Source organism: Boudabousia tangfeifanii (assembly GCF_001856685.1).
GTDB lineage: Bacteria > Actinomycetota > Actinomycetes > Actinomycetales > Actinomycetaceae > Boudabousia > Boudabousia tangfeifanii.
In genome coordinates this window covers 1,321,661-1,343,406 of sequence record NZ_CP017812.1, presented here as the reverse complement: position 1 = coordinate 1,343,406, position 21,746 = coordinate 1,321,661, and the positions used below count along the sequence as shown (strand labels likewise).

The following is a 21,746-nucleotide window of genomic DNA, read 5'->3' as shown; positions in this document are numbered from 1 at the left end:
ATGGGATTTATAGACGCTGGCCTGAAAAATACCGATCTATCTGCCGGAAAGTATACCGTAAATGATTTGGCTGCTGGACTCGAGGCTACCCAAAAACTCCTGACAGAGGAGAAATATCAAGACGCCCTAATACCTTTCGCGGTAGTCGACGCCCATAATCTCGATACTGGCTTTGGGACAACTTTGCGGGCTATCTGCCGTGCTGGGATGGAGCCAGCGATTCGAGAGCGGCTAAATTTGGAAGAATACACCCAGTATTTAGCCACTCTTGCACGTCATCATGCGCGTGGTTTTGCAGGAATGCGCCTAGCCTGGATTTTCACTACTCTGGCGCAAAAATGCGAGGGAAAACAAGCGCTAACACCGGTAGAACTTCAGGATTTTATCGCCCGTAGCGCCCAACAGATTCGGACTTCGCTACCCAGCGCTTTCGATACTGCGCTCCCGGCACTAGGGGAAAGTGCCATGGTAATGGGCGATTACCTGACGTCAGTCGAAATTCTGGAAGCGGCTATGCGTACTTTCCTTGCGGCGGCCTCTTTATCTGATCAAGCCAGCGGTGAAGGCAATTGGCAAAGCAGTGATCAGGCAGTAGTGCTAGAACCAAGTCTGCTTGCTGCGCTAATTCTGTCAGTAGGTTGCTTCGTTGGAAAATGTACCAACCTTGGTGATGAAAAGGCGCAGGCGCAAGTAAGTGCCGCACTTGAAGATTTTGATGAGGTACTTTCTGACTTGCCACGTTTGAGTGTCCCGCCGCCGGTCAGCTTCCGCTCCGCCCGCCAGGTAACTACGGTCTTCGACCTTTCAGGACAAGCTGGTGCGCTTGCGCAGGTAAAACGAGCCCTAACCGGTAAAGATCCGCTTTGGGCTGTGACGCAAAGTGATCTTTGGGGCTGGGAACAAAGCAAGATTGTGTGGCGAAGTGCCGATCCTTTCGCGGAGCTCGCCCAATTAAGAGCGACTAAGGACGTACTCCTTATCTCTCCACCTCCGATTCGACTCGATAATAATGACGAAGGAGAATTGCTGGGAAATAGCGAGGGCGCAAAGGTCATTCCGCTCTTCCGTCCTCGCCAAATGAAGGAATACCGCCCAACTGTCGTCGCCCTAAGTACGACCCCAGCAGGAACGCAAGAGTTGCTCTCTCTTGGTGCCAATGTTTGGTATCAGCCAACCGAAAGCGAGAATCTAGCTTCTATTTTGGCTGCTTGCCGCACTGATGAACTGATTTTGTTAACTGCTGGGAAATACGATGAAGCTTGGTTGGGGCCATATCTTGACCAGACGCCACCTGGTTTACAAGTTCATTTGCATCATTATGAAAATGAACTTGAGCTACTGCATTTTGCTAACTATGCCTGTCTTTACCAACGACTGCCGGCTGATGAAAATCCTCAGTGGGAACCGCAACTCGAGTTAGGGAAAGATCGCTATGCGGCAGTAGAACTAGATACCAAAATTTCTAACCTGAGCGATCCGGCCTGGTCAGAGATTGCTGCTGCCTGGAGTCAAGGGACTGCTGGTGGCGCTTCCCCGGAAATGCAAGTAAGAGTGTTGGTCGGTCGAACCCTAGATAGTTTTGAATTCCAAAGTCTTGAAGCTGGGCTCACCCGGCTTTGCGGCAATAATATTTTCCTGCAGGTTTATGTCCAACCTGAGCGAGAAAAGATTGTGGTGCAATTTAGTTGGTAACGATTTCAGTTTGGAACCAGCCGCTCAAGACGCGGATGACACCAGCCCAACTTAGAAAATTCGATAAATATGGGCTCGAAAGCGTGGGCGATTTGCTTTACTTAGCACCTCGTCGGCTCGGTCAATGGGGGCAACTAACCGACCTTTCGAATTTGGTTGAGGAGGCAGAAGTTACAGTAATTGCCCAGGTTGTTGACGCTCATACTCGGTCGATGCGAAATCGTAGCGGGGCAATTTTTACTGCAGTTTTAAGCGATGGCAAGACCGAAATAACTGCTACCTTTTTCGGTAAACACCCGCGCGCTTTAGCTGGACATGAGCGGGCACTAACCCCTGGTAGTCGGCATCTTTTTGCCGGTAAAGTTTCGCAGTACCGAGGAAAATGGCAGTTAACGCATCCTCAATATGATGCGGCCGAAGAGTTGAGCGAAGCCGAGGCCGCCAAGCGCGCCCAAAAACCATTCCCGATATATCCCGCCACTGCCAAGCTGCCGAGTTGGGTAATTGCGCGAACTATTAAAACTTTCTTGGCTTCTTTAGCTCCAGAAACACTTCCCGAGGTCGTCCCAAACGAGTATCGCCAGCAGGCAGCGAAAGGCTCTACCTGGGACGCCTTGCATGCGCTTCATGATCCCAAAGACGTGTCACAGTGGCATTGGGCTCGTAAACGCTTAGCCTTTGACGAAGCCTTGATCGCCCAAGCTGTATTGGCTCAAAATCGTTTGGCCCGAGAGGAACATCCGGCTCCAGCGCTGTTGCCAAAAGAAAACGGATTATTCGATTCGATCGTGGCGCATTTGCCTTGGGAGTTAACCTCGGCGCAAACGCGGGTTATTGCCGAGATTTCCCAAGCATTAGAGAGTACGACACCGCTTTCACGATTACTTCAAGGCGACGTTGGCTCGGGTAAAACGGTAGTGGCTCTCTTGGCGATGGCGCGGGCAATTGATGCGGGCAAACAGGCCGCTTTGTTGGCCCCTACTGAAGTTTTGGCTGCTCAGCATTTAAGGACCTTGCAGAATCTATTGGGTGATCTAGCCCAAGGTGGCACAATTTTTGCCCAAGATGGGTCAGTGAAACTAGCACTATTAACCGGCAATCTGCCGATGGCGCAAAAACGGCAGGTTTTGGCTGATTTGGCCTCAGGTCAACCCATGATTGTTGTGGGAACCCACGCTTTGCTTTCTGAGCAAGTGCAACTTCCAAATCTTGGCCTAGCAGTGGTTGATGAGCAACACCGTTTCGGGGTAGAGCAACGAGATGCCTTAACCTTGAAAGATGGCTTACGGGCACATACTTTGGTCATGACAGCCACCCCGATCCCGCGAACTGTGGCGATGACTGTCTTCGGCGATTTAGACGTCTCTATTCTTGACGCCGCACCCGCGCAACGGGCCAAAGTTACTACTCATCTAGTGTCAGCTGAGAATCAAAAATGGGTAGAGCGTATTTGGGAACGGGCCAGCGAAGAAATTAGAAATGGTGGGCACGTTTATGTAGTTTGTCCCCGGATTGATGCGAATGATCTTTCGGGGGAAGATAATTTGCAAACCTTGTTGGCCAGCTCGGGTGAACTTGCTGCGGTCGAAACTGTGGCGGCTGAACTGGCAGAGCAGCCCGCTTTAGCAGGAATCGATTTGGTTACTTTGCATGGACGCATGTCTAGTGCGGAAAAGAATCAGGCAATGGCCGACTTCAAATCGGGAGCCAAACCGTTGATGGTGGCAACAAGTGTGATTGAAGTTGGGGTGGATGATCCCCAAGCTACGATGATGGTGATTTTAGATGCCCAACAGTTCGGTTTATCGGCGTTGCATCAGTTACGTGGGCGCATCGGCCGAGGCAATCGTCCGGGACTGTGCCTAGCTGTTTATGCCACTACGAATGCGGAAATTTCCTTGCAACGCCTAAATGCTTTCGCCCAGACAACGGATGGTTTCGAGCTGGCACAAGCTGATTTGGAGCTACGTGCTGAAGGTGATGTCCTCGGGGTGGAACAAAGCGGTCATCGTTCGCGTCTTCGCTTTTTGTCGGTGCGTAAAGATGAGGAGATTATTTCTCAGGCTAGGGAAGTGGCTGGGCAAATCGTAGCGGCTGATCCGACTTTAGCTAACTACCCGGATCTGCGTGCCGCGATTGAGTCACAACTTGATGAGGCAGAGCGAGCCAACCTGCAAAAGAGCTAACTCCAGCAATCAGTTATCCTTATCCCATGACACGTATTATTGCTGGCACGGCGAAAGGTCGAGAGCTTAAAGTTCCCCCTAAAGGTACACGGCCTACTTCGTCTCGAGTACGGGAAGCGATTTTTTCCCGCCTAGATCATTGGAATCTGTTAAACGAGGCCGAAGTGCTTGATCTGTGTGCGGGTAGTGGCTCGCTTGGGCTGGAGGCGGCTTCTCGCGGGGCAGCACGCGTCGAAGCAGTGGAATTAGCTGCGCCAGCAGCTCGTCTAATCAAGCAAAATGCGCAGGCTTTGGGATTATCCCAAGTGAATGTGGTGGTAGCCAATGTGCAAAAGTTTTTGACGATGAATCCACACCCACAGCAACTAGTCTTCTTTGACCCGCCTTATGATTTGTCGAATGATTTTGTGACTGAAGTATTAGAACTAGTCGCAACTGGTTGGCTAGCGCCAGAAGGCGTAATCGTCCTCGAACGTTCGATCCGTTCTGAAGTGCCGCTATGGCCTGAGTCTTTGTCCTTATTGGCTGAGAAAAAGTACGGTGAGACCCAGATTTACTACTTAGAACTAGCTCAGAACGAAAATCTGGATGAAGCCAGTGAGGCTGACGCTTTGGTAGAGAATTCCTAGGAGGAAATTTTTGGAAACCTTAGTTTATCCCGGCTCCTTTGATCCTTTTACTTTAGGGCATCTCGATGTGATCACCAGAGCCTGTCAATTAGCTCCTAAAGTGGTGGTACTAGTCGGGCATAACGTAGCTAAGAACTACTGGTTCACACCCGAGGAACGTGTTGAAATGCTGCAGGCGGCAACTAAGGACTTACCGCAAGTGGAAGTCAGACTTTGGCACGGTTCAACTATTGCCGCCCTCGAACCATATTTACCTCATGCGGCACTGATTAAAGGGCTCCGTTCGGGCAATGATTACGACTATGAACTCGCTCAAGCGGTAATTAATCGGCAATTGGGACAAATTGAAACAATCTTTTTGCCTTCTACGCCGAGTTTTTCCCACATTTCTTCGTCAGTCGTGAAAGAATTAGCGCAAAACGACCTGGACCTTAGCGAGTTTGTTACTCCTGAGGTTGCGAATCAGCTGAAGCAGCGACTAAAAACTCTGAAGGGGAAACAATGAGCGAGCACATGGACGACGCCACCGAAAACCTAGTATTGGATGAAGCTACGGCAATCTCGCTTCTAGATCACTTGAAAGCGGTAGTCACTGAGGCTTCCAGCTTGCCACTAGTGGCCAAGTCGGTCGTCAACAAGGAGCAGGTACTTGAACTGCTGGAGCAGATTCGCGAGGCTCTACCGCGTGAAATGGTCACTGCCAATACGCTCATCACAGACGCTAATGCCACCCTGGAACGGGCCGAAGCTGAATCTCAAGAAATCTTGAAGGACGCGCAGCTACAGGCTGAAGAAACTTTGCAGCAGGCTGAAGCTCAAGCCAATCAGCTTAAGACTGATACTCAGGCCCAGACCGAAGAACAACTTTCCCAGGCGCAAGCTGAAGTTGAGAACAAGCTAGCTGACGCAAATCGTCAGGCCGAGCAGATTTTGGCAGATGCGAAGGCCCAGGCAGAACGCTTAGTTAGCGCTGAAGAGGTACTGCGCGTTGCCACCGAGCGTGCCCATGAAGTGGTTCGTCGCGCAGAACACCAAGCAGATGTGCTTACCGTGCAAGCCAATGAATATGCGCGTGCTGAAATGGAAAGCCTAGTGAACGCGGCGCAAAAAGTGGCGGCTGCAGCTTCTGCTGGTATGGCCACGATCGATGACCGCCTAGAACAATATGACGAGCAGGGCGCATATGACGAAGGCGAAGCCGAAGACTATGAGAACGTCGCCGACTACTCGGATGATGATGTCAGTCCGTTTGGCTCACGCGCTTTCTAAAGCTGACGTTATTACTTTTATCTAGTTAACCGAGGAGCTATTTTGCACTTCACTGACGACTATCTTTTGTCGGTTCGAGATCTTCCCCGACAGCCCGGTTCCTTCGATGAGCTCTATGCTCAAGTAACTCTTCCTTGGGAAAACGACCTCGTCAAACTTAGCGATCCGGAGCCTGAACTACATTTTATGGCTCAATCCGTTTCTGACGGAGTGCTACTTACCATCAATGGTGAATTGGCTTGGGAGGGGTCTTGCGCTCGGTGTCTACAGCCAGCCGAGGGCGACTTTGACTTGTCGGCCACTGAGCTCTTTTTCTACCCAGAAGCGGCTAAAGCAGCTGAGGCAAATACCAAAGACGTTGATATCGATCCGCTCCCAACCGTAGTAGACGATCAGATCGATATCGAAGCAATCTTGCGTGATGAGATTATGTTGGCTTTGCCTATGCTCCCACTGTGTGATGAAGACTGCGAAGGACTTTGCGCTACCTGTGGGGAAGCTTGGGCTGATTTGCCGGCGGATCATGTTCATGCCGAGGTCGATCCTCGTTTGGCCGTCCTCGGTCAGTTATTGGCAAACCAAGAAAACGAGCAGTCGGGAGAAAGCCCCGCCTAATGTCTAAAGCGAAACCTAGTAATAGCGCCAACCCTCAGGATGAGGTTGCCGAGACTCCTTTCAATCCCACAAAGGAAGTGCTACTTTCAACTTGGGGGCGTGACATCGACCCAGAATTATTGGTCTTAGCTTTAACTCACCGCTCTTTTGCCAATGAACAAGGCGGTTTGCCAAATAATGAACGCTTAGAATTCTTGGGGGATTCAGTACTGTCTATTATCGTGACTGAATACCTTTATCGGCGTTTTCCAGATCGGCCGGAATCTCAACTTTCTAAAATGCGTTCCGGCTGTGTTTCGCAGACGCCGTTGGCTATTGTGGCGCGAGAACTCAAACTTGGTGACTACATTTTGCTCGGACACGGCGAGGTTATCAGCGGGGGAAATGATAAGGATTCGATTCTTTCCGATACTCTCGAAGCATTGATTGGGGCTACTTATCTGTGTCACGGTCTTGAGGCCACTCGTGAAACTGTGCTGGCACATTTAGAGCCGATTTTGCGACAGGCTTCAGAGCGTGGGGCTGCCATGGACTGGAAGACCACCTTGAATGTGCTCACCCATGCGGAAGGTTTAGCCACGCCGGAATATCAGGTCGAGTCGACTGGTCCAGCTCATCAGCGTCATTTCGCCGCCACGGTGAAGATCGATGGCAAAGTTTGGGGACGTGGGGAAGGTAGCGCGAAGCGCTACGCAGAGCGAAATGCCGCCCAAGAGGCAGTGGAAAAGCTGCAGGCTGAGTTAGATAAGGCGGACAATGCCTGAACTTCCCGAGGTCGAAACGGTTCGTCGCGGTTTTCACGAGCTAGTTGCCGGCAGACAGTTTTCCCAAGTTGAGGTTTATCGTGATCGTTTAGTGCGCACTCAACTAGGTGGTCCTTCAGAATTTCGTGCTCGTCTCCTCGGGCAAAATATCGAGGGCGTAGCTCGGCGTGGCAAATTCATGTGGTTGGCCTTAGCTAATGGGCAGGCAATGGTGGTCCACCTCGGTATGTCTGGTCAGATTAGACCACTTACTAAAGAACAAGCAGCTGGGCCTGCGCGACGTCACGAAAGAGTTCGTTTCTGGTTCCAAGATGCAACTGAGGAATTGGCAGGTTTTAGCTTCATCGATCAGCGCACTTTCGGTTCCCTACAGGTGTGCGACACTGTTCCAACCAGTGACGGCTTTCCTGCTGGCTGGCCGCTTGCTTCGACTCACTTGCCTTTACCTGCCGCTAAAATCGCCCGCGATTTACTTGATCCATATTTAGATACCGCGGCTGTCATCAATAACTGGAAGCAGCGAGTTGCGCCAATTAAAACTCTATTGTTGGCACAGAACGTAGTTTCAGGTTTTGGCAATATCTATGCCGATGAAGCGCTCTTTGCTGCCAAAGTTCGCGGCACAACCCCGGCGGGGGCGTTGAGCCACAAAAAGCTTCAGGATATCTTGGACCAGGGTGCTCGAATCATGACTGATTCGCTTTCCCGTGGTGGGACCAGCTTCGATGCCTTGTACGTTGACGTTAATGGTGAGAGCGGAACTTTTGCCGATTACCTTCAGGTTTATGGTCGGGCAAAACAGCCTTGTCGAGTTTGTGGCCAGGAACTAAAAGTAATCCAATTGGCTAAACGGTCACACCATTATTGTGTCTCTTGTCAACGTAGCCGCAGTTTACCGCGTCTAGAAGGAAAGTGACCGCTATGATTAGCAATGTGAGTCCATATTACGTTGCAGAAAAAGTATCCGTGATGATCGTTGATGACCACGAGATTGTTCGTCGTGGCATTGCAGAAATCGTTGACCGGGCAGAAGATTTAAAAGTAGTAGCTGAAGCAGCTACCGTTTCTGACGCCTTGGTGCGCGCTCGTCTGGTTAATCCAGATGTCATGTTGGTCGATTTGCAGTTGCCTGATGGCACTGGCATTGATCTCTTGCGCGCTTTGAAAGCGGAAGGTTCGAAGGCCTTACCGATTATCCTAACTAGCTTTGATGACGATACCGCTGTCTCTGAAGCGCTCCAGGTTGGCGCTAAAGCTTTCGTCCTCAAGTCGGTTCGTGGCAATGAAATTGCCGAGGTCGTGCGCCAAGTAGCCGACGGCCAGGTATTGCTAGATGATCGGACGATTACGGCTCGCAAAAACGACGCGGATGATCCTACCGCTAGTTTGACTCCATCAGAACGAAAAGTGCTAGTTCTAATCGGTGACGGACTCTCCAACCGAGAAATCGGTGAGAAATTGGGAGTTGCGGAGAAGACCGTGAAAAACCACATTACTTCGTTGCTTGCCAAAATGGGCTTGCAACGGCGCACCCAGGTTGCAGCTTGGGTAGCGGGACAACGTGCTGCCAGCTGGCGTACTCCGCGCGATAACTAGTCGACATTTGGTCGAACACAGACCGGTTTGGTTTTTATCAGCACAAACACACATTGATGATTATCCCCAACTCGGCAAAACATAAGCAGTTAGGTCACAGCCCTAACATAGAATGATTACGAATAAGAAATTTTAATTTAGGTAGGTATATTTTGGCTGAAAATCGATTCTCCTCTCGTGGAGGTAATGACCGCGGCGACCGTGGACCTCGTAGATTCAACGATCGTAATAACGATCGTGGTGATCGTGGGCCTCGTCGCTTTAATGATCGTGATGATCGTCGCGGGGGTCGTTTTGAGGACCGTGGTGATCGTGGGCCTCGTCGCTTTAATGATCGTGATGATCGTCGGGGCGGTCGTTTTGAGGACCGTGGTGATCGTGGGCCTCGTCGTTTCAATGATCGTGATGATCGTCGGGGCGGTCGTTTTGAGGACCGTGGTGATCGTGGGCCTCGTCGTTTCAATGATCGTGATGATCGTCGCGGGGGTCGTTTTGAGGACCGTGGTGATCGTGGGCCTCGTCGTTTCAATGATCGTGATGATCGTCGGGGCGGTCGTTTTGAGGACCGTGGTGATCGTGGGCCTCGTCGCTTTAATGATCGTGATGATCGTCGCGGGGGTCGTTTTGAGGACCGTGGTGATCGTGGGCCTCGTCGTTTCAATGATCGTGATGATCGTCGGGGCGGTCGTTTTGAGGACCGTGGTGATCGTGGGCCTCGTCGCTTTAATGATCGTGATGATCGTCGCGGGGGTCGCTTTAATGATCGCGACGATAAGCGCTTCTCCAACCGCCGAGAAAACGAGGCAGCCCGAACTGCGCGACATGGTGATGAACCAGAGATTCCCGGCGATATTAAGGCAACTGATCTTGATCGTCAGGTGCAAGCACAACTTCGTACTCTCTCAGGAAAGAACGCCGAGACTGTCTCACGTCACTTGGTGGCAGCTGGCCGCCTAATTGATGAAGATCCCGAACTAGCTTACGAACATGCCAAGGCAGCAGCCTCGCGTGCTGGTCGAGTAGATGTCGTTCGTGAAGCAGCGGCTTTAACCGCTTACACCGTCGGCAAATATGACGAAGCCTTGAAAGAGGTCCGCGCTATGCGTCGCCTCTCCGGTTCGATGGCTTTGCGTGCAGTCGAAGCCGATTGTGAGCGTGCCCTAGGTCGTCCAGAACGTGCCTTGGAAATCTTCTCCGAAACCGACCTCGGGACACTAGAAGCTGCCGATCAGGTCGAAATGATTATCGTCGCGGCCTCGGCTCGCGCTGACCTCGAAGAAACTGAAGCCGGCCTCATCATGGTCGACAATGCGCTCGAACAGCTCCCTGCTGATTTCGACGAAGAGGTAACTGCCCGTCTAAAGTCCGTTAAAGCTGATCTTCTCCGTAAACTCGGGCGTGAAGACGAAGCTGCTGAAATCGAGGCAGAACTCCCGCAGATTGTGGAAGAACTCGAAATTCTTGATCTCGAAGAGGTCATGGATTCAGATATCGATAGCCAAAGAAGCGATTTGCGTGCGTGCAAGGTGCCACTAGTAGAAGCGTTTGAATCGCTCCTGTTGGACCTAGACGGTGTCTGCTACCTAGGAGATGCCCCTGTGCAAGATGCTGCCGAAGCAATTAACTCGGCACGGGAAAAAGGCATGGTCGATCTTTACGTCACCAATAATGCCTCCAGAACTCCAGACCAAGTAGCAGAAAAGCTCAACGGGCTAGGCATCGAAGCAGTGGCAGAACACGTTATGACTGCCGCCCTCGACATCGTTGGAATCGTGTCCTCTGATCTAGAGCCTGGTTCCAAGGTGCTAGTCGTTGGTGGCGCTGGACTTACCGAGGCCGTAACTCAGGCTGGCTTTGAACTAGTTCAAAGCGCCGATGAAGAACCAGCCGCAGTAGTTCAGGGATGGTCAGCTGACATCGACTGGGCTAAGCTCTCCGAAGTAGCTTTTGCCCTCGATAAGGGAGCGCGCTATTACGCCTCCAACCTCGATGCTTCTTTGCCTCAAGAACGCGGCTTCGCCTTGGGTAATGGGGCACTAGTAGCAGCAGTTGAAACTTGTACTGGTAAGCGACCATTCGCTGGTGGCAAGCCTTTCCCCGGAATCTACCGAAAAGCAGCTGAACTTGGCGGTGCAAACCGTCGCGCACTCAGCGTTGGTGACCGACTAGAAACCGATATCAAGGGTGCTAATGCAGCACGTATCCCTGCGCTTCACGTTCTCACCGGTGTGCATGGACCTCGCGACGTGGTTATGGCGCAGTCTCTGCAGCGTCCCGCTTACGTTGGGCTAACACTCGCAGCTCTACACGAAACTCACCCTCGCGCCAACCATCACATGGATGGCACCTGGACCTGTGGCGATTCGGAATCAGTAGCGGTTGATCGGTGGGGTGAAATCACTGTGGGGGGCGAACTACTAACGGAAGGTTCCACCTTAACGCTAGATAACTATCGTGCCGTAATCGCTGCGGCTTGGGAAAAACTCGACCTCGGTCATCGAGTCAAGTGCCCAGACTTTAAGGTAGTTTCTAATGATGACGAAAATGAAATTCTACCTCTTCCGCAAAGCGAAGAAACATACACCTTTGATGAGGATGAAGAACTCGAAGTAGTAGAGGCTCCCGACGAGGAAACAGTGGAGCTTACTGCCGAAGAGCTTGCTGAACTCGATGAAATCGATGAGCACTTAGAAGCAGACGAAGCCGAAGAACTCGACGACTAGTAACTAGCTTTGGTGGCATATTCCGAAACGCTCGGCAATATGCCACCAAAGCTGTTATTCATAGGAAAACTAAATCAACTTCTAGCGCGTTTCCAAGCAAAGCGCTCAAGCTTAGAAAGAGAGGGGGAGGAACAATGGCAAAACTAATTCGGCTAGACCAAGAACTTGTTCGGCGTAAACTTGCCCGCTCTCGCACCCAAGCGCAAGAAATGATTATTAAAGGCTACGTTAAGGTCAGTGGTAACGAGGTCACCAAACCGGCGCGACAAATTAATCCGGCAGAACCAATCGTGGTGACGATGGATCAGGAAATTGCTTACGTTTCACGTGGGGCCCATAAGCTACGCGGCGCCCTCGATTATCTGGCAGAGAAAGCTCCAACTGTTAGCCAACGAATTTGCCTCGATGCAGGTGCCTCAACTGGTGGGTTTACCGATGTGCTTTTGCGGCAAGACGCCAGAAAAGTGTACGCCGCTGACGTTGGCTACGGACAACTTGCTTGGAAACTACAAAGCGATGCCAGAGTAGAAATCCACGATCGCACTAACGTCCGTAATCTAACGATAGACTCTTTTGAGATTCCACCTACCTTGGTGGTCTCTGATCTTAGTTTTATTTCACTGACTACCGTCCTTCCTGCCTTGGTAGCTTGTGCCGCGGTAAACGCTGAGTACTTATTAATGGTTAAACCACAGTTTGAAGTGGGCAAAGATCGGCTCGGAGCTGGGGGAGTAGTGCGAGATACTGCGCTTCATGAATCCTCGATCCTCAAAGTATGCCACTGTGGTCAAGAACTAGGTCTTAAAGTTCATGCAGTAGCACCTTCGCCATTGCCAGGACCGGCCGGAAACGTGGAGTATTTTATTCATTTTTCTAAAGGTGAGATGCCCTCCCAAGTAAGCACCGAGCTAACGGGGCAAGAGCTAGTCGACGCAGTGAAAACTGCAGTGGTGAATGGTCCAGCCGGAAAGGAATCTAAGGAAAACTAAAATGCTTAAATCCGTGATTCTCATTCCCCATGTTGCTAGAACTGCCACTAGGCAAGCATTAGAAAATGCTACTCGGATTCTTGATGAACTTGGCGTTTCCTACTCTGTGGATCCAACTCAAGAGCAAAGTTTTTCTCCTGCCCCGGAACTGGTTATCTCTCTGGGGGGTGACGGTACCTTCCTGGCTGCAGCAGAAAAAGCACGCGAATTTGATGTGCCAGTGATTGGGTTTAATACCGGACATATGGGATTTTTGACCGAGGTCGGAGTCACCGATTTTTCTCAAGCGATTACTCAACTTGCCACCGGGGAATTCACTACGCAAGCCCGATACTGTGTGGAACTGTCAGTGATGCGAAAAGACGGTCAGGTTAGTCATCACTGGGCGCTAAACGAAGCGGCTATTTTACGCACCAGTCTGCAACGCCCAGGGAACTTTACGCTAGGAGTCAACCAGCATCCAGTTTCGCAATATGCAGCCGACGGGATGTTGATTTCTACCCCTACTGGCTCGACTGCATACGCTTTTTCGGCAGGTGGCCCAATCATGTGGCCCGATGTTCCCGCGTTACTAGTGGTTCCACTTGCAGCGCATGGTCTTTTCACTAGACCGCTCGTGTTGGGGCCAGAGTCCGAAGTAGAAGTGGGACTGGACCCAGAACAAAGAACTGGGATTGAAATGTTGCTTGACTCTAGAAGATCGGTGACGTTAAACGCTTCAGACCAGGTAAGTGCCAAACTGGCCTGCCAACCGCTAAAGGTTGCCACCTTGAGTGAAGTGGACTTTTCTTCCAGACTTGTTTCCAAGTTCCAGCTACCAGTCGAAGGGTGGAGGAAAAACTAAGGTGATAAATGAAGTTTTCATTGAAAACCTCGGCGTCATTGACTCTGCTCGTCTAGATTTAGTACCCGGCTTTACCGCCGTTACCGGCGAAACCGGTGCCGGTAAAACCATGGTACTAACTGGATTGGGCATGCTACTTGGTGCCCGTACTGACCTAGCAACAGTCCGCCTAGGGGCAGAACAAGCTTCAGTTTCTGGGGTATTTGCCGAACTAAATCAGGAAGCAAATGAATCATTGAGCGGATGGGATCTTTGTGCGAGCGATGATGAAGTATTTGTTTCCCGTACTTTGCATACCAAAGCCGGACGATCCCGCGCTCGTCTGCAAGGTAGAGCAGTGCCAGTTGCTGCCCTCGGCGAATTTTCCAGCACCATGGTGACCATTCATGGCCAGTCCGACCAGATAGCCCTAAAGAACAGTCGAGTCCAACGGCAGATCCTCGACCGTTTTGGAAATGCTACCCATCAAGCTCTCATCGTTGAATATCAAAATGCCTGGCAAGCAGCAGTTAAGGCAAAACGAGAACTTGATGATTGGCAAGCGAATGCTCAAATTTATGCACTTGAGTCGGCCAGTTTGCAAGAGGGCCTGGAGTTATACGATGAACTAGCTCCTAGTGATCACGAAGAAGAGGAACTAACTTCCTTAATCAAGCGCCTAACTAACGTTTCAGATCTGCGGCAGTTCGTCGCTAGCGCCAAAGAACTTATTAGTGCTACTAGCCTCGAATCTAGTAATGATGCTCTTGGAGCTATCGGTAGCGCGAACAGCTTTTTAAGTAAAGCAGAACGCTTAGATCCCAGCCTCGAAAATCTAAAAGAGCAGCTAGTACAACTAGAAATGCAAATTCGCGACCTCGGATTTGAACTAGAAAACTACGTTGCCACTTTAGAAGATGACCCGAATGCACTAACGCAAGCTCATGAGAGACGCGCAAAGCTCAAAAAACTGATGCAAGGGCGAGCCGTCGAGATTTCGGAATTGCATGATTGGGCGCAAGAGGCGCGGCAACGTCTACACGATATTGGCGATCCGACTGCCACCACTGAGCTGAAACAACAAACTCTCAAACAGTGCCAAGAAACGGTGCTAGCTGTTGGGAAAAAACTGACAAGCTCACGCCAAAAACTAGCTTTGGGATTAGCCCAAAAGGTCAATAGTGAATTGGCAGAACTAGCCATGAAATCAGCTCGTTTCACAGTTGAACTTGAGGATCTGCCAAAGCCCAGCAGCCACGGACTTGAAGAGATTACTTTCATGTTGCAATCACATCCCAGTGCCCCGACTCGACCTATTGGAGCTGGCGCTAGTGGGGGTGAGCTTTCCCGCATTATGCTTGCGATTGAAGTAGCAGCCGCGGATAATCATAGTCAAAGCGGTCGACGAACCTTCATTTTTGATGAAGTTGATTCTGGGATTGGGGGACAAGCAGCGATCCAAGTTGGCAAACGTTTAGCCAAACTAGCCGAGAATTCGCAAGTTATTGTCGTCACTCACCTTGCTCAAGTAGCGGCCTTTGCCGATCAACAGGTACTACTACAAAAAGCGGACGGCAAAACTGAACTAATCGCTTTAACTGGTTCGGCACGGGAAACTGAATTGGCTCGAATGCTTTCAGGTGAGGCCACCTTGGCTGCTGCCAAGACTCACGCTGCGGAGCTTTTAGCGGCCGCTCAGAGTGCCAAGCAGTAAAACTAGTCCAATAGCCGGTACATTAGGTGGACAACTAGGGAAGGAAACTATTTGAGTAGCAACGATCGCGCAGAATCGACTCCAATGGTCGAGTCATATACTGGGCGTGTTCGTTTGGGAGACGATCCAGCAGTGGTCGCCTCTCAAGTTGAACCTGGCGACATCGCGGTGATCGATCTGCCCGACCTAGACCGGACCACCGCCTATCAGTTGGCTGACGCTCAGCCAGCAGTAGTCCTCAACTCGGCACCATCGATCACGGGTCGTTACCCAAACAAAGGCCCCCAGGTGTTGGCCGAGGCCGGAATTCCCTTAGTCGATGAACTGGGCAGTTCGGTGCTGGGCCTACAAAATGGGCAGAAAATTAAAGTTAGTGGAGGCAAGGTCTATCTTGCTGACCGTCTAATCGCAACCGGTCAGGTAATGACCGACAGCCGGCGAGAAGCCGCTCTGGCGCAAGCTCGTGTGGGAATGGTGGCCCAGCTTGAATCATTTGCCGCAAACACCAAGCAGTTCCTCCAAGCAGAACAGGAACTTTTGACCGCTGGAGTGGGACTGGAAAAAGTTGAAGTTGACTTCAAGGACCGCCCCGTCTTGGTTGTTGGTCCGCACCAACAGAGCGTAGCCGAGCTAGCAGAACTAAAACATTTTATTCGAGGACGCCGGCCAGCTATTATCGCGGTCGGAGCAGGTGCCAAGCACATCCAAAATGCTGGACTCAAACCAGACCTAATCACCGGTAATATTGCGGCAGTGCCTGATCAATCATTGCGACAAGGCGCCCAAATTGTTTTGCACTCACCACGATTAGTACAAGGTAAAGATTCACGACTAGACTCGATGGGTTTAGCATATACCCAAGTTTCAACTGGAATTACCGACCTCGATTTAGCGATTCTAATCGCGTTAAAAGCAGGTGCCGATACCATTATCCCGCTAGGGGAGTACACCTCGTGGGATGAATTCTTAGACTTGGGAAGACGCGGGATGAACTCTTCCTTCTTCACCCACCTGTCTGCTAAGAGCAAGCTAGTTTCCCCCCAAGTAATGGCGAAAACTTATCGACGACCAGTCAAAATTGGTTACGTTTGGATGTTGCTTTTAGCTGGCCTGATGTCAATTCTCGCCGGATTGACGACCACCCCGTTTGGAAAATCAATCTTGCTTTTAACAGAGCCATACGGTCGCATTGTCCTGGTCGCAGCATTTGCCCTGATTGCCTTAAACATTGTCATAGCAGCCTTTAGTACCCTGCGGAGGAAACAAAAATGATGGATTATCGTTACCACCTAACTTCTTTAGCGGCGGTATTCCTCGCCCTCGGAGTTGGGGTCGTATTGGGAGCAGGTCCCCTGCAAGGAACTCTCTCTGATGCTATGAACTCTAAAGTCACCTCTTTGCGGGCTGAAAATGAGCAAATAAAGACACAGCTTTCCGAAGCTAATGAAGCTAACGAGGCCGCAAATTCTTTTGCCCAAGCACTTGGCGAGCAACTTAACCCTAAGGTATTAAACGATCTCCCGGTAGCGATCGTGGCCCTGCCTGGGGTGGAACAATCGCAACTCGATCGGGTCGCTAAGACGGTAGCGGGAGCGAACGGTAAGGTTACTGCCACACTACAGCTCACTGAGCGCTTCATTTCGCCTGCCTACTCGCAGTATCGTGAATCTTTGGCTCCTCAAATTAGCCAGTATTTGACGGCAAAGCCTGATGCGGCAGCAAGTGCTGAGTTTGTTTTAGGGGCCGCTCTAACTCAGATTCTGACCGCAAGCGAACCGAATGGTCAGACTCTAAAGCAGATTTTGGCGAATGCCGAGAATCCGCTGATTGCTGCTCCGCAAGATGCGCCACCAGCCTCGGCAATCATCCTAGTTACCAGCGATGCTTTGCCTAACATTCCCAGTAGCACCTCGGTAGTTTCGAAGGTGGAAGGGGAAAACAATGACCACACCGCAGAACGTGCGACTTTGCACGATTTAGCCTCTGCTCTAACGGCAGCACCAAAATCGGCGCTAGCGATTGGTAACGCCACTAGCGAGGAAGCACCTTTGGCGCTTCTGCGTGCTAGCGACGCTCCTTTGACCACAGTGGATTCCTTAAACCGTGGCTCATCATTGGTTAACCTTCCTTCCGCCTTGGCTACTGCTGGTCCTAATGGGCGGGCAATTGGTTCACAAGTTGGTGCCAGCCTTCTGGTGCCGACCTTCATCTTGCCCAAATAAGTTTTCCTAAAGTTGATGCCTAGGGAGTCAAAACGATGAGCCTCGAGTACCCGAACATTTCGGCAGCAGATTTTGCAGATGAGCGTTTTACCATGCCGGTTGTTTCTCATGAACAAATCTGGCAAGGACGAATCGTTTCGCTTCATAGTGAGCAAGTGGATCTGGGTGGGAAAGAACCCGTCACGCGGGAATACGTCCGTCACCCTGGGGCCGTAGCGGTAGTACCACTGCGCGAATACGATGGCCAGACTCAAGTTTTAATGATTAAACAATACCGCCATCCAGTCGGTAAAAAACTATGGGAATTTCCCGCAGGCCTACTTGATATTGCCGGGGAGGATTACCAAGTAGCAGCAGCGCGTGAACTTGCTGAAGAAACGGATTTACAAGCAAAAACTTGGAATGTCTTGGTTGATTATTATGCCTCTCCTGGGGGATACACTGAATCTTTGCGCGTTTTCTTGGCTCGCGATTTGTCCGAGGTGCCAGTGGCACAACGCAATTTCGTTCGAGAAGAGGAAGAAGCCCTTTTTGAATATGCTTGGGTAAATCTTTCAGAGGCGTTAAACGCAGTGTTAGCGGGAAGAATTACGAACCCCTCAGCAGTACTGGGGATTCTCGCAACTAGTGCCGCTAAAGAGCAGAATTGGACCTGCTTGCGACCAGCAAATTCTCCTTGGGATCGCTAAGAAAATCTGACATTGAGCCCCGCGCTTAGCTAAGGTAATTATCTACACACTATTTGCTAACATCCTTTTTGCGAAAATCGGTTATGCTTGTGTAGTAACGATTTTTAAGGAGGGGCAGTTAGATGGCAGCCACTAACGATGAAGCCGGGACGCGACAAGCGGTTCTCGACCTTGTCGTAGAAAAAGGGCCCGTAACTGCTGCATTGTTAGCAAAAATTTTAAAGTTAACTGCCGCAGCGGTTCGCAGACATATTACTGCGCTCGAAGCTAAAGGCGCGATTACCGTAATCGAGCTCCCAGTAGACTCCAATCGTGGACGTGGGCGTCCAGCTCGCCATTATGTGGCAACCGAACAGGCTCACGATTCCTTGCCGGAGGAGTACTCTGATTTAGCTTCACGGGCAATCGAGTATCTCGGTCAAGTCGCTGGACCTGAAGCCGTAGAATCATTCGCAGCTTCACGCTCGCGCGATATTGAACGAAAATATGCTCCGATTGTGCGAGCGGCAGGCGATGATCCACAAAAGCGTGCCAAAGCGTTAGCCGATGCCTTAACCGCAGACGGCTACGCAGCAACTGTGCGCCAAGTAGGAAATGGGTTTGCCATTCAATTGTGCCAAGGGCATTGTCCAGTACAGCATGTCGCCCAAGAGTTTCCGCAACTATGTGACGCTGAAACTGCTGCCTTCTCCCGATTATTAAACGTTCACGTGCAGCGACTAGCAACTTTGGCTGGTGGCGAGCATGTGTGTACTACCCACGTACCGATGGGAATCCCAAAGGTGCGTCCGGGTTCAATGAAAACCGCGCGAACGGTTTCACCACAGGAAGGAAATAGATGAGTTCTGACTCTGCGAAGACTCCAGATGCACCTGCATCGGACGAAGAGATTATTGCCTCGATTGGGGCATATGGCTATGGTTGGCACGACTCTGACGAAGCCGGTCAAGCCGCGAAGCGCGGTCTGAACGAAGACGTTGTTCGTGACATTTCGGCGCGAAAAGGCGAACCTGAATGGATGCTAAAGCGTCGCCTAAAGGGCCTGAGCCTATTCGATAAGAAGCCAATGCCAACTTGGGGTGCTGATCTTTCGGAGATCGACTTCGATTCGATTAAGTACTACGTTAAGTCGACTGAAGACGTCGCCACCTCTTGGGAAGATCTCCCTGAAGACATTAAGAATACCTATGACCGTCTTGGTATTCCTGAGGCCGAAAAGAAACGCCTAGTGGCAGGTGTTGCCGCTCAGTATGAGTCTGAAGTGGTTTACCACCAGATTCGTGAAGATCTCGAACGTCAAGGCGTTATCTTCCTCGATACGGATACTGGTCTAAAAGAACACCCAGAGATTTTCGAAGAATACTTCGGTAAAGCTATTCCAGTGGGGGATAACAAGTTCGCTTCTCTCAATACTGCTGTATGGTCGGGTGGTTCCTTCGTTTATGTCCCTAAGGGCGTACACGTAGAAATCCCACTTCAGGCATACTTCCGCATCAACACGGAAAACATGGGGCAGTTCGAACGTACTCTTATCATCGCTGACGAAGATTCCTACGTACACTACGTAGAAGGCTGTACTGCACCGATCTACAAGTCGGATTCTTTGCACTCGGCAGTAGTAGAAATCTTTGTCAAGAAGGGTGCCCGCGTTCGCTACACCACCATTCAGAACTGGTCTAATAACGTCTACAACTTGGTTACCAAGCGTGCCATGGTAGAAGAAGGCGGCACGATGGAATGGATCGATGGCAACATCGGTTCGAAGGTTACCATGAAGTACCCAGCTGTTTACCTCTTGGGTGAACATGCTCGCGGGGAAACTCTTTCCATCGCGTTTGCCGGTGAAGGCCAGCACCAGGACACTGGTTCAAAGATGGTACACATGGCGCCAAATACCTCTTCATCGATTGTTTCGAAGTCGGTGGCACGTGGCGGTGGCCGTAGCGCATACCGTGGTCTTGTCCAGGTGATGGAAGGCGCAAACCACGCTAAATCCAACGTATTGTGTGATGCTTTGCTAGTTGATCAGATCTCGCGATCCGACACTTACCCTTACGTCGATGTGCGTACTGACGACGTCGAAATGGGACACGAAGCAACAGTTTCTAAAGTCAGTGAAGATCAGCTCTTCTACCTCATGAGCCGTGGCATGGAGGAAACCGAAGCTATGGCCATGATCGTGCGTGGCTTCGTTGAGCCTATCGCTCGCGAACTTCCGATGGAATACGCGCTCGAATTGAACCGCCTGATTGAACTGCAGATGGAAGGATCGGTAGGCTAATGACCGAACAGAATTTTAGTACTGACCACTCCCGGGCAGTCCTGGATGGTGCCCACACTCATGGGAACGAAACCAAGAAACCTCTGGGCTCGCGAGCCGATCGCCCCACCTCTTTCGACCTCAATGATTTTGAAATCCCCAGCGGTCGTGAAGAAGACTGGCGCTTTACTCCGCTTAGCCGCATCGAAAAGCTTTTTGGCCCCGACTTATCTGGGGTTGGCCCGGCAGTTTCGGTTTCTTCTCCTGAAGGAGTAGAGGTTAGCGAAGTTGGACGCGAACAAGCTAAAGATCTACAGCTAGTTGGGGCGCCAGAAGATCGCACCGCAGCTGCCAGTTGGAATGCTTGGCAGGAAGCTGTAGTTATTACCATTCCAAAAGAAATGGAATGTGCAGAGCCAATCCGTGTTCGTTTCGAAGGGAAAGATGGACAGCCAGCAGCTGGTCACCTAGTGGTCAACGCTGAGGAGCTTTCGAAAGCTACTATCGTGGTTGAACATACCGGTCATGCCTTGTATAACCAGACTGTTCAGATCGTTGCAGGGCCAGGCTCCGAACTAGTCTTCGCAGCTACCCACGAATGGGATGCACTAAGTGTTCACGCAGCTAATCACCGCATTAGTGCTGCTAAAGACGCTAAAGTTAAGCACATTATCGTGACCTTGGGTGGCGACCTTGTCCGCGTCTGCTCTGATGCTCGCTTCAGCGAACCAGGTGCCAATGTAGAAATGCTTGGCCTGTACTTCACTGACGCCGGTCAGCACCATGAACACCGACTATTCGTAGATCACTCTGCGGCCAACTGCGTTTCGCGAGTTACCTATAAGGGTGCATTGCAAGGTAACGACGCCCATTCGGTATGGGTTGGCGACGTCTTGATCGGAGCAGAAGCTTTCGGCACCGACACTTACGAACTAAACCGTAACTTGGTACTAACCGAGGGCGCTCGCGCTGATTCGGTTCCGAACCTAGAAATCGAAAACGGCGAAATCGAAGGTGCGGGGCACGCTTCCGCCACCGGCCGTTTCGATGATGAGCAGCTCTTCTACCTGTGCTCGCGTGGCATTGACGAAACTACTGCCCGTCGCCTAGTAGTTCGTGGCTTCTTCGCCGAACTCATTAATCAGATTGGGGTGCCCGCAGTCAGCGAACACCTGATGAATGTGATTGAGGCCGAGCTGAGCGGTGAATATGCTCCTACTCCTGAAGAGGACTTGGCATGAGCTTGCAGAAAGTCTGCCAGCAAAACGAAATCGAACCCGGTGAGGCTAAAGCAGTAGCTCTAGCTGATGCTTCGGGGAAAAATGTTCGTTTGGCCATCATTCGTGATCAAGCCGGTGACTGGTTTGCAGTCGAAGAACTTTGCCCACATGGTGAGGTCTCCTTGACTGAAGGCGAAATCGGTGACTGTGAAGTTGAATGCTGGGCACATTCTGCAGTCTTTAACCTAGCAACTGGAGAAGCAACTCTACCTTCTCCTCGCCCCCTAATAACTTACCCATTAACCCTGGACGGCGACGACGTTCTCGTCGACGTCGATGCCGCATAGGAAGGAAA

20 protein-coding genes are annotated in these 21,746 nt (G+C 51.0%); all 20 read left to right on the top strand.

Features of this window, described 5'->3' with window-relative positions; all coding sequences use genetic code 11:
* Positions 1 to 1,692, top strand: a complete 1,692-nt coding sequence (locus BK816_RS05555) for a hypothetical protein (protein WP_071164291.1) — start codon at positions 1 to 3, stop codon at positions 1,690 to 1,692.
* Positions 1,686 to 3,878 carry an ATP-dependent DNA helicase RecG gene (locus BK816_RS05550; RefSeq protein ID WP_236842299.1) on the top strand — a complete coding sequence of 731 codons (2,193 nt, stop codon included), beginning with the start codon at positions 1,686 to 1,688 and terminating at the stop codon, positions 3,876 to 3,878. Before BK816_RS05555 ends, BK816_RS05550 begins: the two co-directional genes overlap by 7 nt.
* A 26-nt stretch (positions 3,879 to 3,904) precedes the next feature.
* Complete coding sequence (gene rsmD, locus BK816_RS05545) at positions 3,905 to 4,507, top strand: 16S rRNA (guanine(966)-N(2))-methyltransferase RsmD (RefSeq protein WP_071164289.1); 603 nt, start codon at positions 3,905 to 3,907, stop codon at positions 4,505 to 4,507.
* Positions 4,508 to 4,517: 10 nt separating this feature from the next.
* Positions 4,518 to 5,012 (top strand): pantetheine-phosphate adenylyltransferase, encoded by a 495-nt coding sequence (gene coaD, locus BK816_RS05540; protein ID WP_071164288.1) that lies wholly within the window; start codon positions 4,518 to 4,520, stop codon positions 5,010 to 5,012.
* A complete protein-coding gene (locus tag BK816_RS05535; protein WP_071164287.1) occupies positions 5,009 to 5,776 on the top strand; it encodes a hypothetical protein in 768 nt (255 codons plus the stop codon). Before coaD ends, BK816_RS05535 begins: the two co-directional genes overlap by 4 nt.
* A 42-nt stretch (positions 5,777 to 5,818) precedes the next feature.
* Positions 5,819 to 6,391, top strand: a complete 573-nt coding sequence (locus BK816_RS05530; RefSeq protein ID WP_071164286.1) for a YceD family protein — start codon at positions 5,819 to 5,821, stop codon at positions 6,389 to 6,391.
* A complete protein-coding gene (rnc, locus tag BK816_RS05525) occupies positions 6,391 to 7,155 on the top strand; it encodes a ribonuclease III (protein ID WP_071164285.1) in 765 nt (254 codons plus the stop codon). The genes BK816_RS05530 and rnc overlap by 1 nt, the downstream gene beginning before the upstream one ends.
* Positions 7,148 to 8,071, top strand: coding sequence for a bifunctional DNA-formamidopyrimidine glycosylase/DNA-(apurinic or apyrimidinic site) lyase (gene mutM, locus BK816_RS05520; protein WP_071164284.1), 924 nt, complete (start codon positions 7,148 to 7,150; stop codon positions 8,069 to 8,071). Before rnc ends, mutM begins: the two co-directional genes overlap by 8 nt.
* Positions 8,072 to 8,124: 53 nt before the next feature.
* Complete coding sequence (locus tag BK816_RS05515) at positions 8,125 to 8,751, top strand: response regulator (RefSeq protein ID WP_071164946.1); 627 nt, start codon at positions 8,125 to 8,127, stop codon at positions 8,749 to 8,751.
* Positions 8,752 to 8,903: 152 nt separating this feature from the next.
* Positions 8,904 to 11,474 carry an HAD-IIA family hydrolase gene (locus BK816_RS09650; protein WP_236842298.1) on the top strand — a complete coding sequence of 857 codons (2,571 nt, stop codon included), beginning with the start codon at positions 8,904 to 8,906 and terminating at the stop codon, positions 11,472 to 11,474.
* Positions 11,475 to 11,608: 134 nt separating this feature from the next.
* Complete coding sequence (locus BK816_RS05505) at positions 11,609 to 12,463, top strand: TlyA family RNA methyltransferase (RefSeq protein ID WP_071164283.1); 855 nt, start codon at positions 11,609 to 11,611, stop codon at positions 12,461 to 12,463.
* A gap of 1 nt (position 12,464) precedes the next feature.
* A complete protein-coding gene (locus tag BK816_RS05500) occupies positions 12,465 to 13,307 on the top strand; it encodes an NAD(+)/NADH kinase (RefSeq protein ID WP_071164282.1) in 843 nt (280 codons plus the stop codon).
* A gap of 1 nt (position 13,308) precedes the next feature.
* Positions 13,309 to 15,000 carry a DNA repair protein RecN gene (recN, locus tag BK816_RS05495; protein ID WP_071164281.1) on the top strand — a complete coding sequence of 564 codons (1,692 nt, stop codon included), beginning with the start codon at positions 13,309 to 13,311 and terminating at the stop codon, positions 14,998 to 15,000.
* A 51-nt stretch (positions 15,001 to 15,051) separates the two neighbouring features.
* Entirely contained in the window at positions 15,052 to 16,272 is a 1,221-nt protein-coding gene (gene steA, locus BK816_RS05490; RefSeq protein WP_071164280.1) for a putative cytokinetic ring protein SteA, read from the top strand.
* The gene (locus tag BK816_RS05485) at positions 16,269 to 17,222 is read left to right on the top strand and encodes a copper transporter (RefSeq protein ID WP_071164279.1); all 954 of its coding nucleotides are present in this window, start codon (positions 16,269 to 16,271) and stop codon (positions 17,220 to 17,222) included. Before steA ends, BK816_RS05485 begins: the two co-directional genes overlap by 4 nt.
* Positions 17,223 to 17,257: 35 nt before the next feature.
* Entirely contained in the window at positions 17,258 to 17,911 is a 654-nt protein-coding gene (locus tag BK816_RS05480) for an NUDIX domain-containing protein (protein ID WP_083379091.1), read from the top strand.
* A gap of 122 nt (positions 17,912 to 18,033) precedes the next feature.
* Positions 18,034 to 18,753 carry a helix-turn-helix transcriptional regulator gene (locus BK816_RS05475; RefSeq protein ID WP_071164278.1) on the top strand — a complete coding sequence of 240 codons (720 nt, stop codon included), beginning with the start codon at positions 18,034 to 18,036 and terminating at the stop codon, positions 18,751 to 18,753.
* Complete coding sequence (gene sufB, locus BK816_RS05470) at positions 18,750 to 20,192, top strand: Fe-S cluster assembly protein SufB (protein ID WP_071164277.1); 1,443 nt, start codon at positions 18,750 to 18,752, stop codon at positions 20,190 to 20,192. The genes BK816_RS05475 and sufB overlap by 4 nt, the downstream gene beginning before the upstream one ends.
* The gene (gene sufD / locus BK816_RS05465; RefSeq protein ID WP_071164276.1) at positions 20,192 to 21,412 is read left to right on the top strand and encodes a Fe-S cluster assembly protein SufD; all 1,221 of its coding nucleotides are present in this window, start codon (positions 20,192 to 20,194) and stop codon (positions 21,410 to 21,412) included. Before sufB ends, sufD begins: the two co-directional genes overlap by 1 nt.
* Positions 21,409 to 21,738, top strand: a complete 330-nt coding sequence (locus tag BK816_RS05460; RefSeq protein WP_071164275.1) for a Rieske (2Fe-2S) protein — start codon at positions 21,409 to 21,411, stop codon at positions 21,736 to 21,738. Before sufD ends, BK816_RS05460 begins: the two co-directional genes overlap by 4 nt.
* The last annotated feature ends 8 nt before the right edge of the window (positions 21,739 to 21,746 follow it).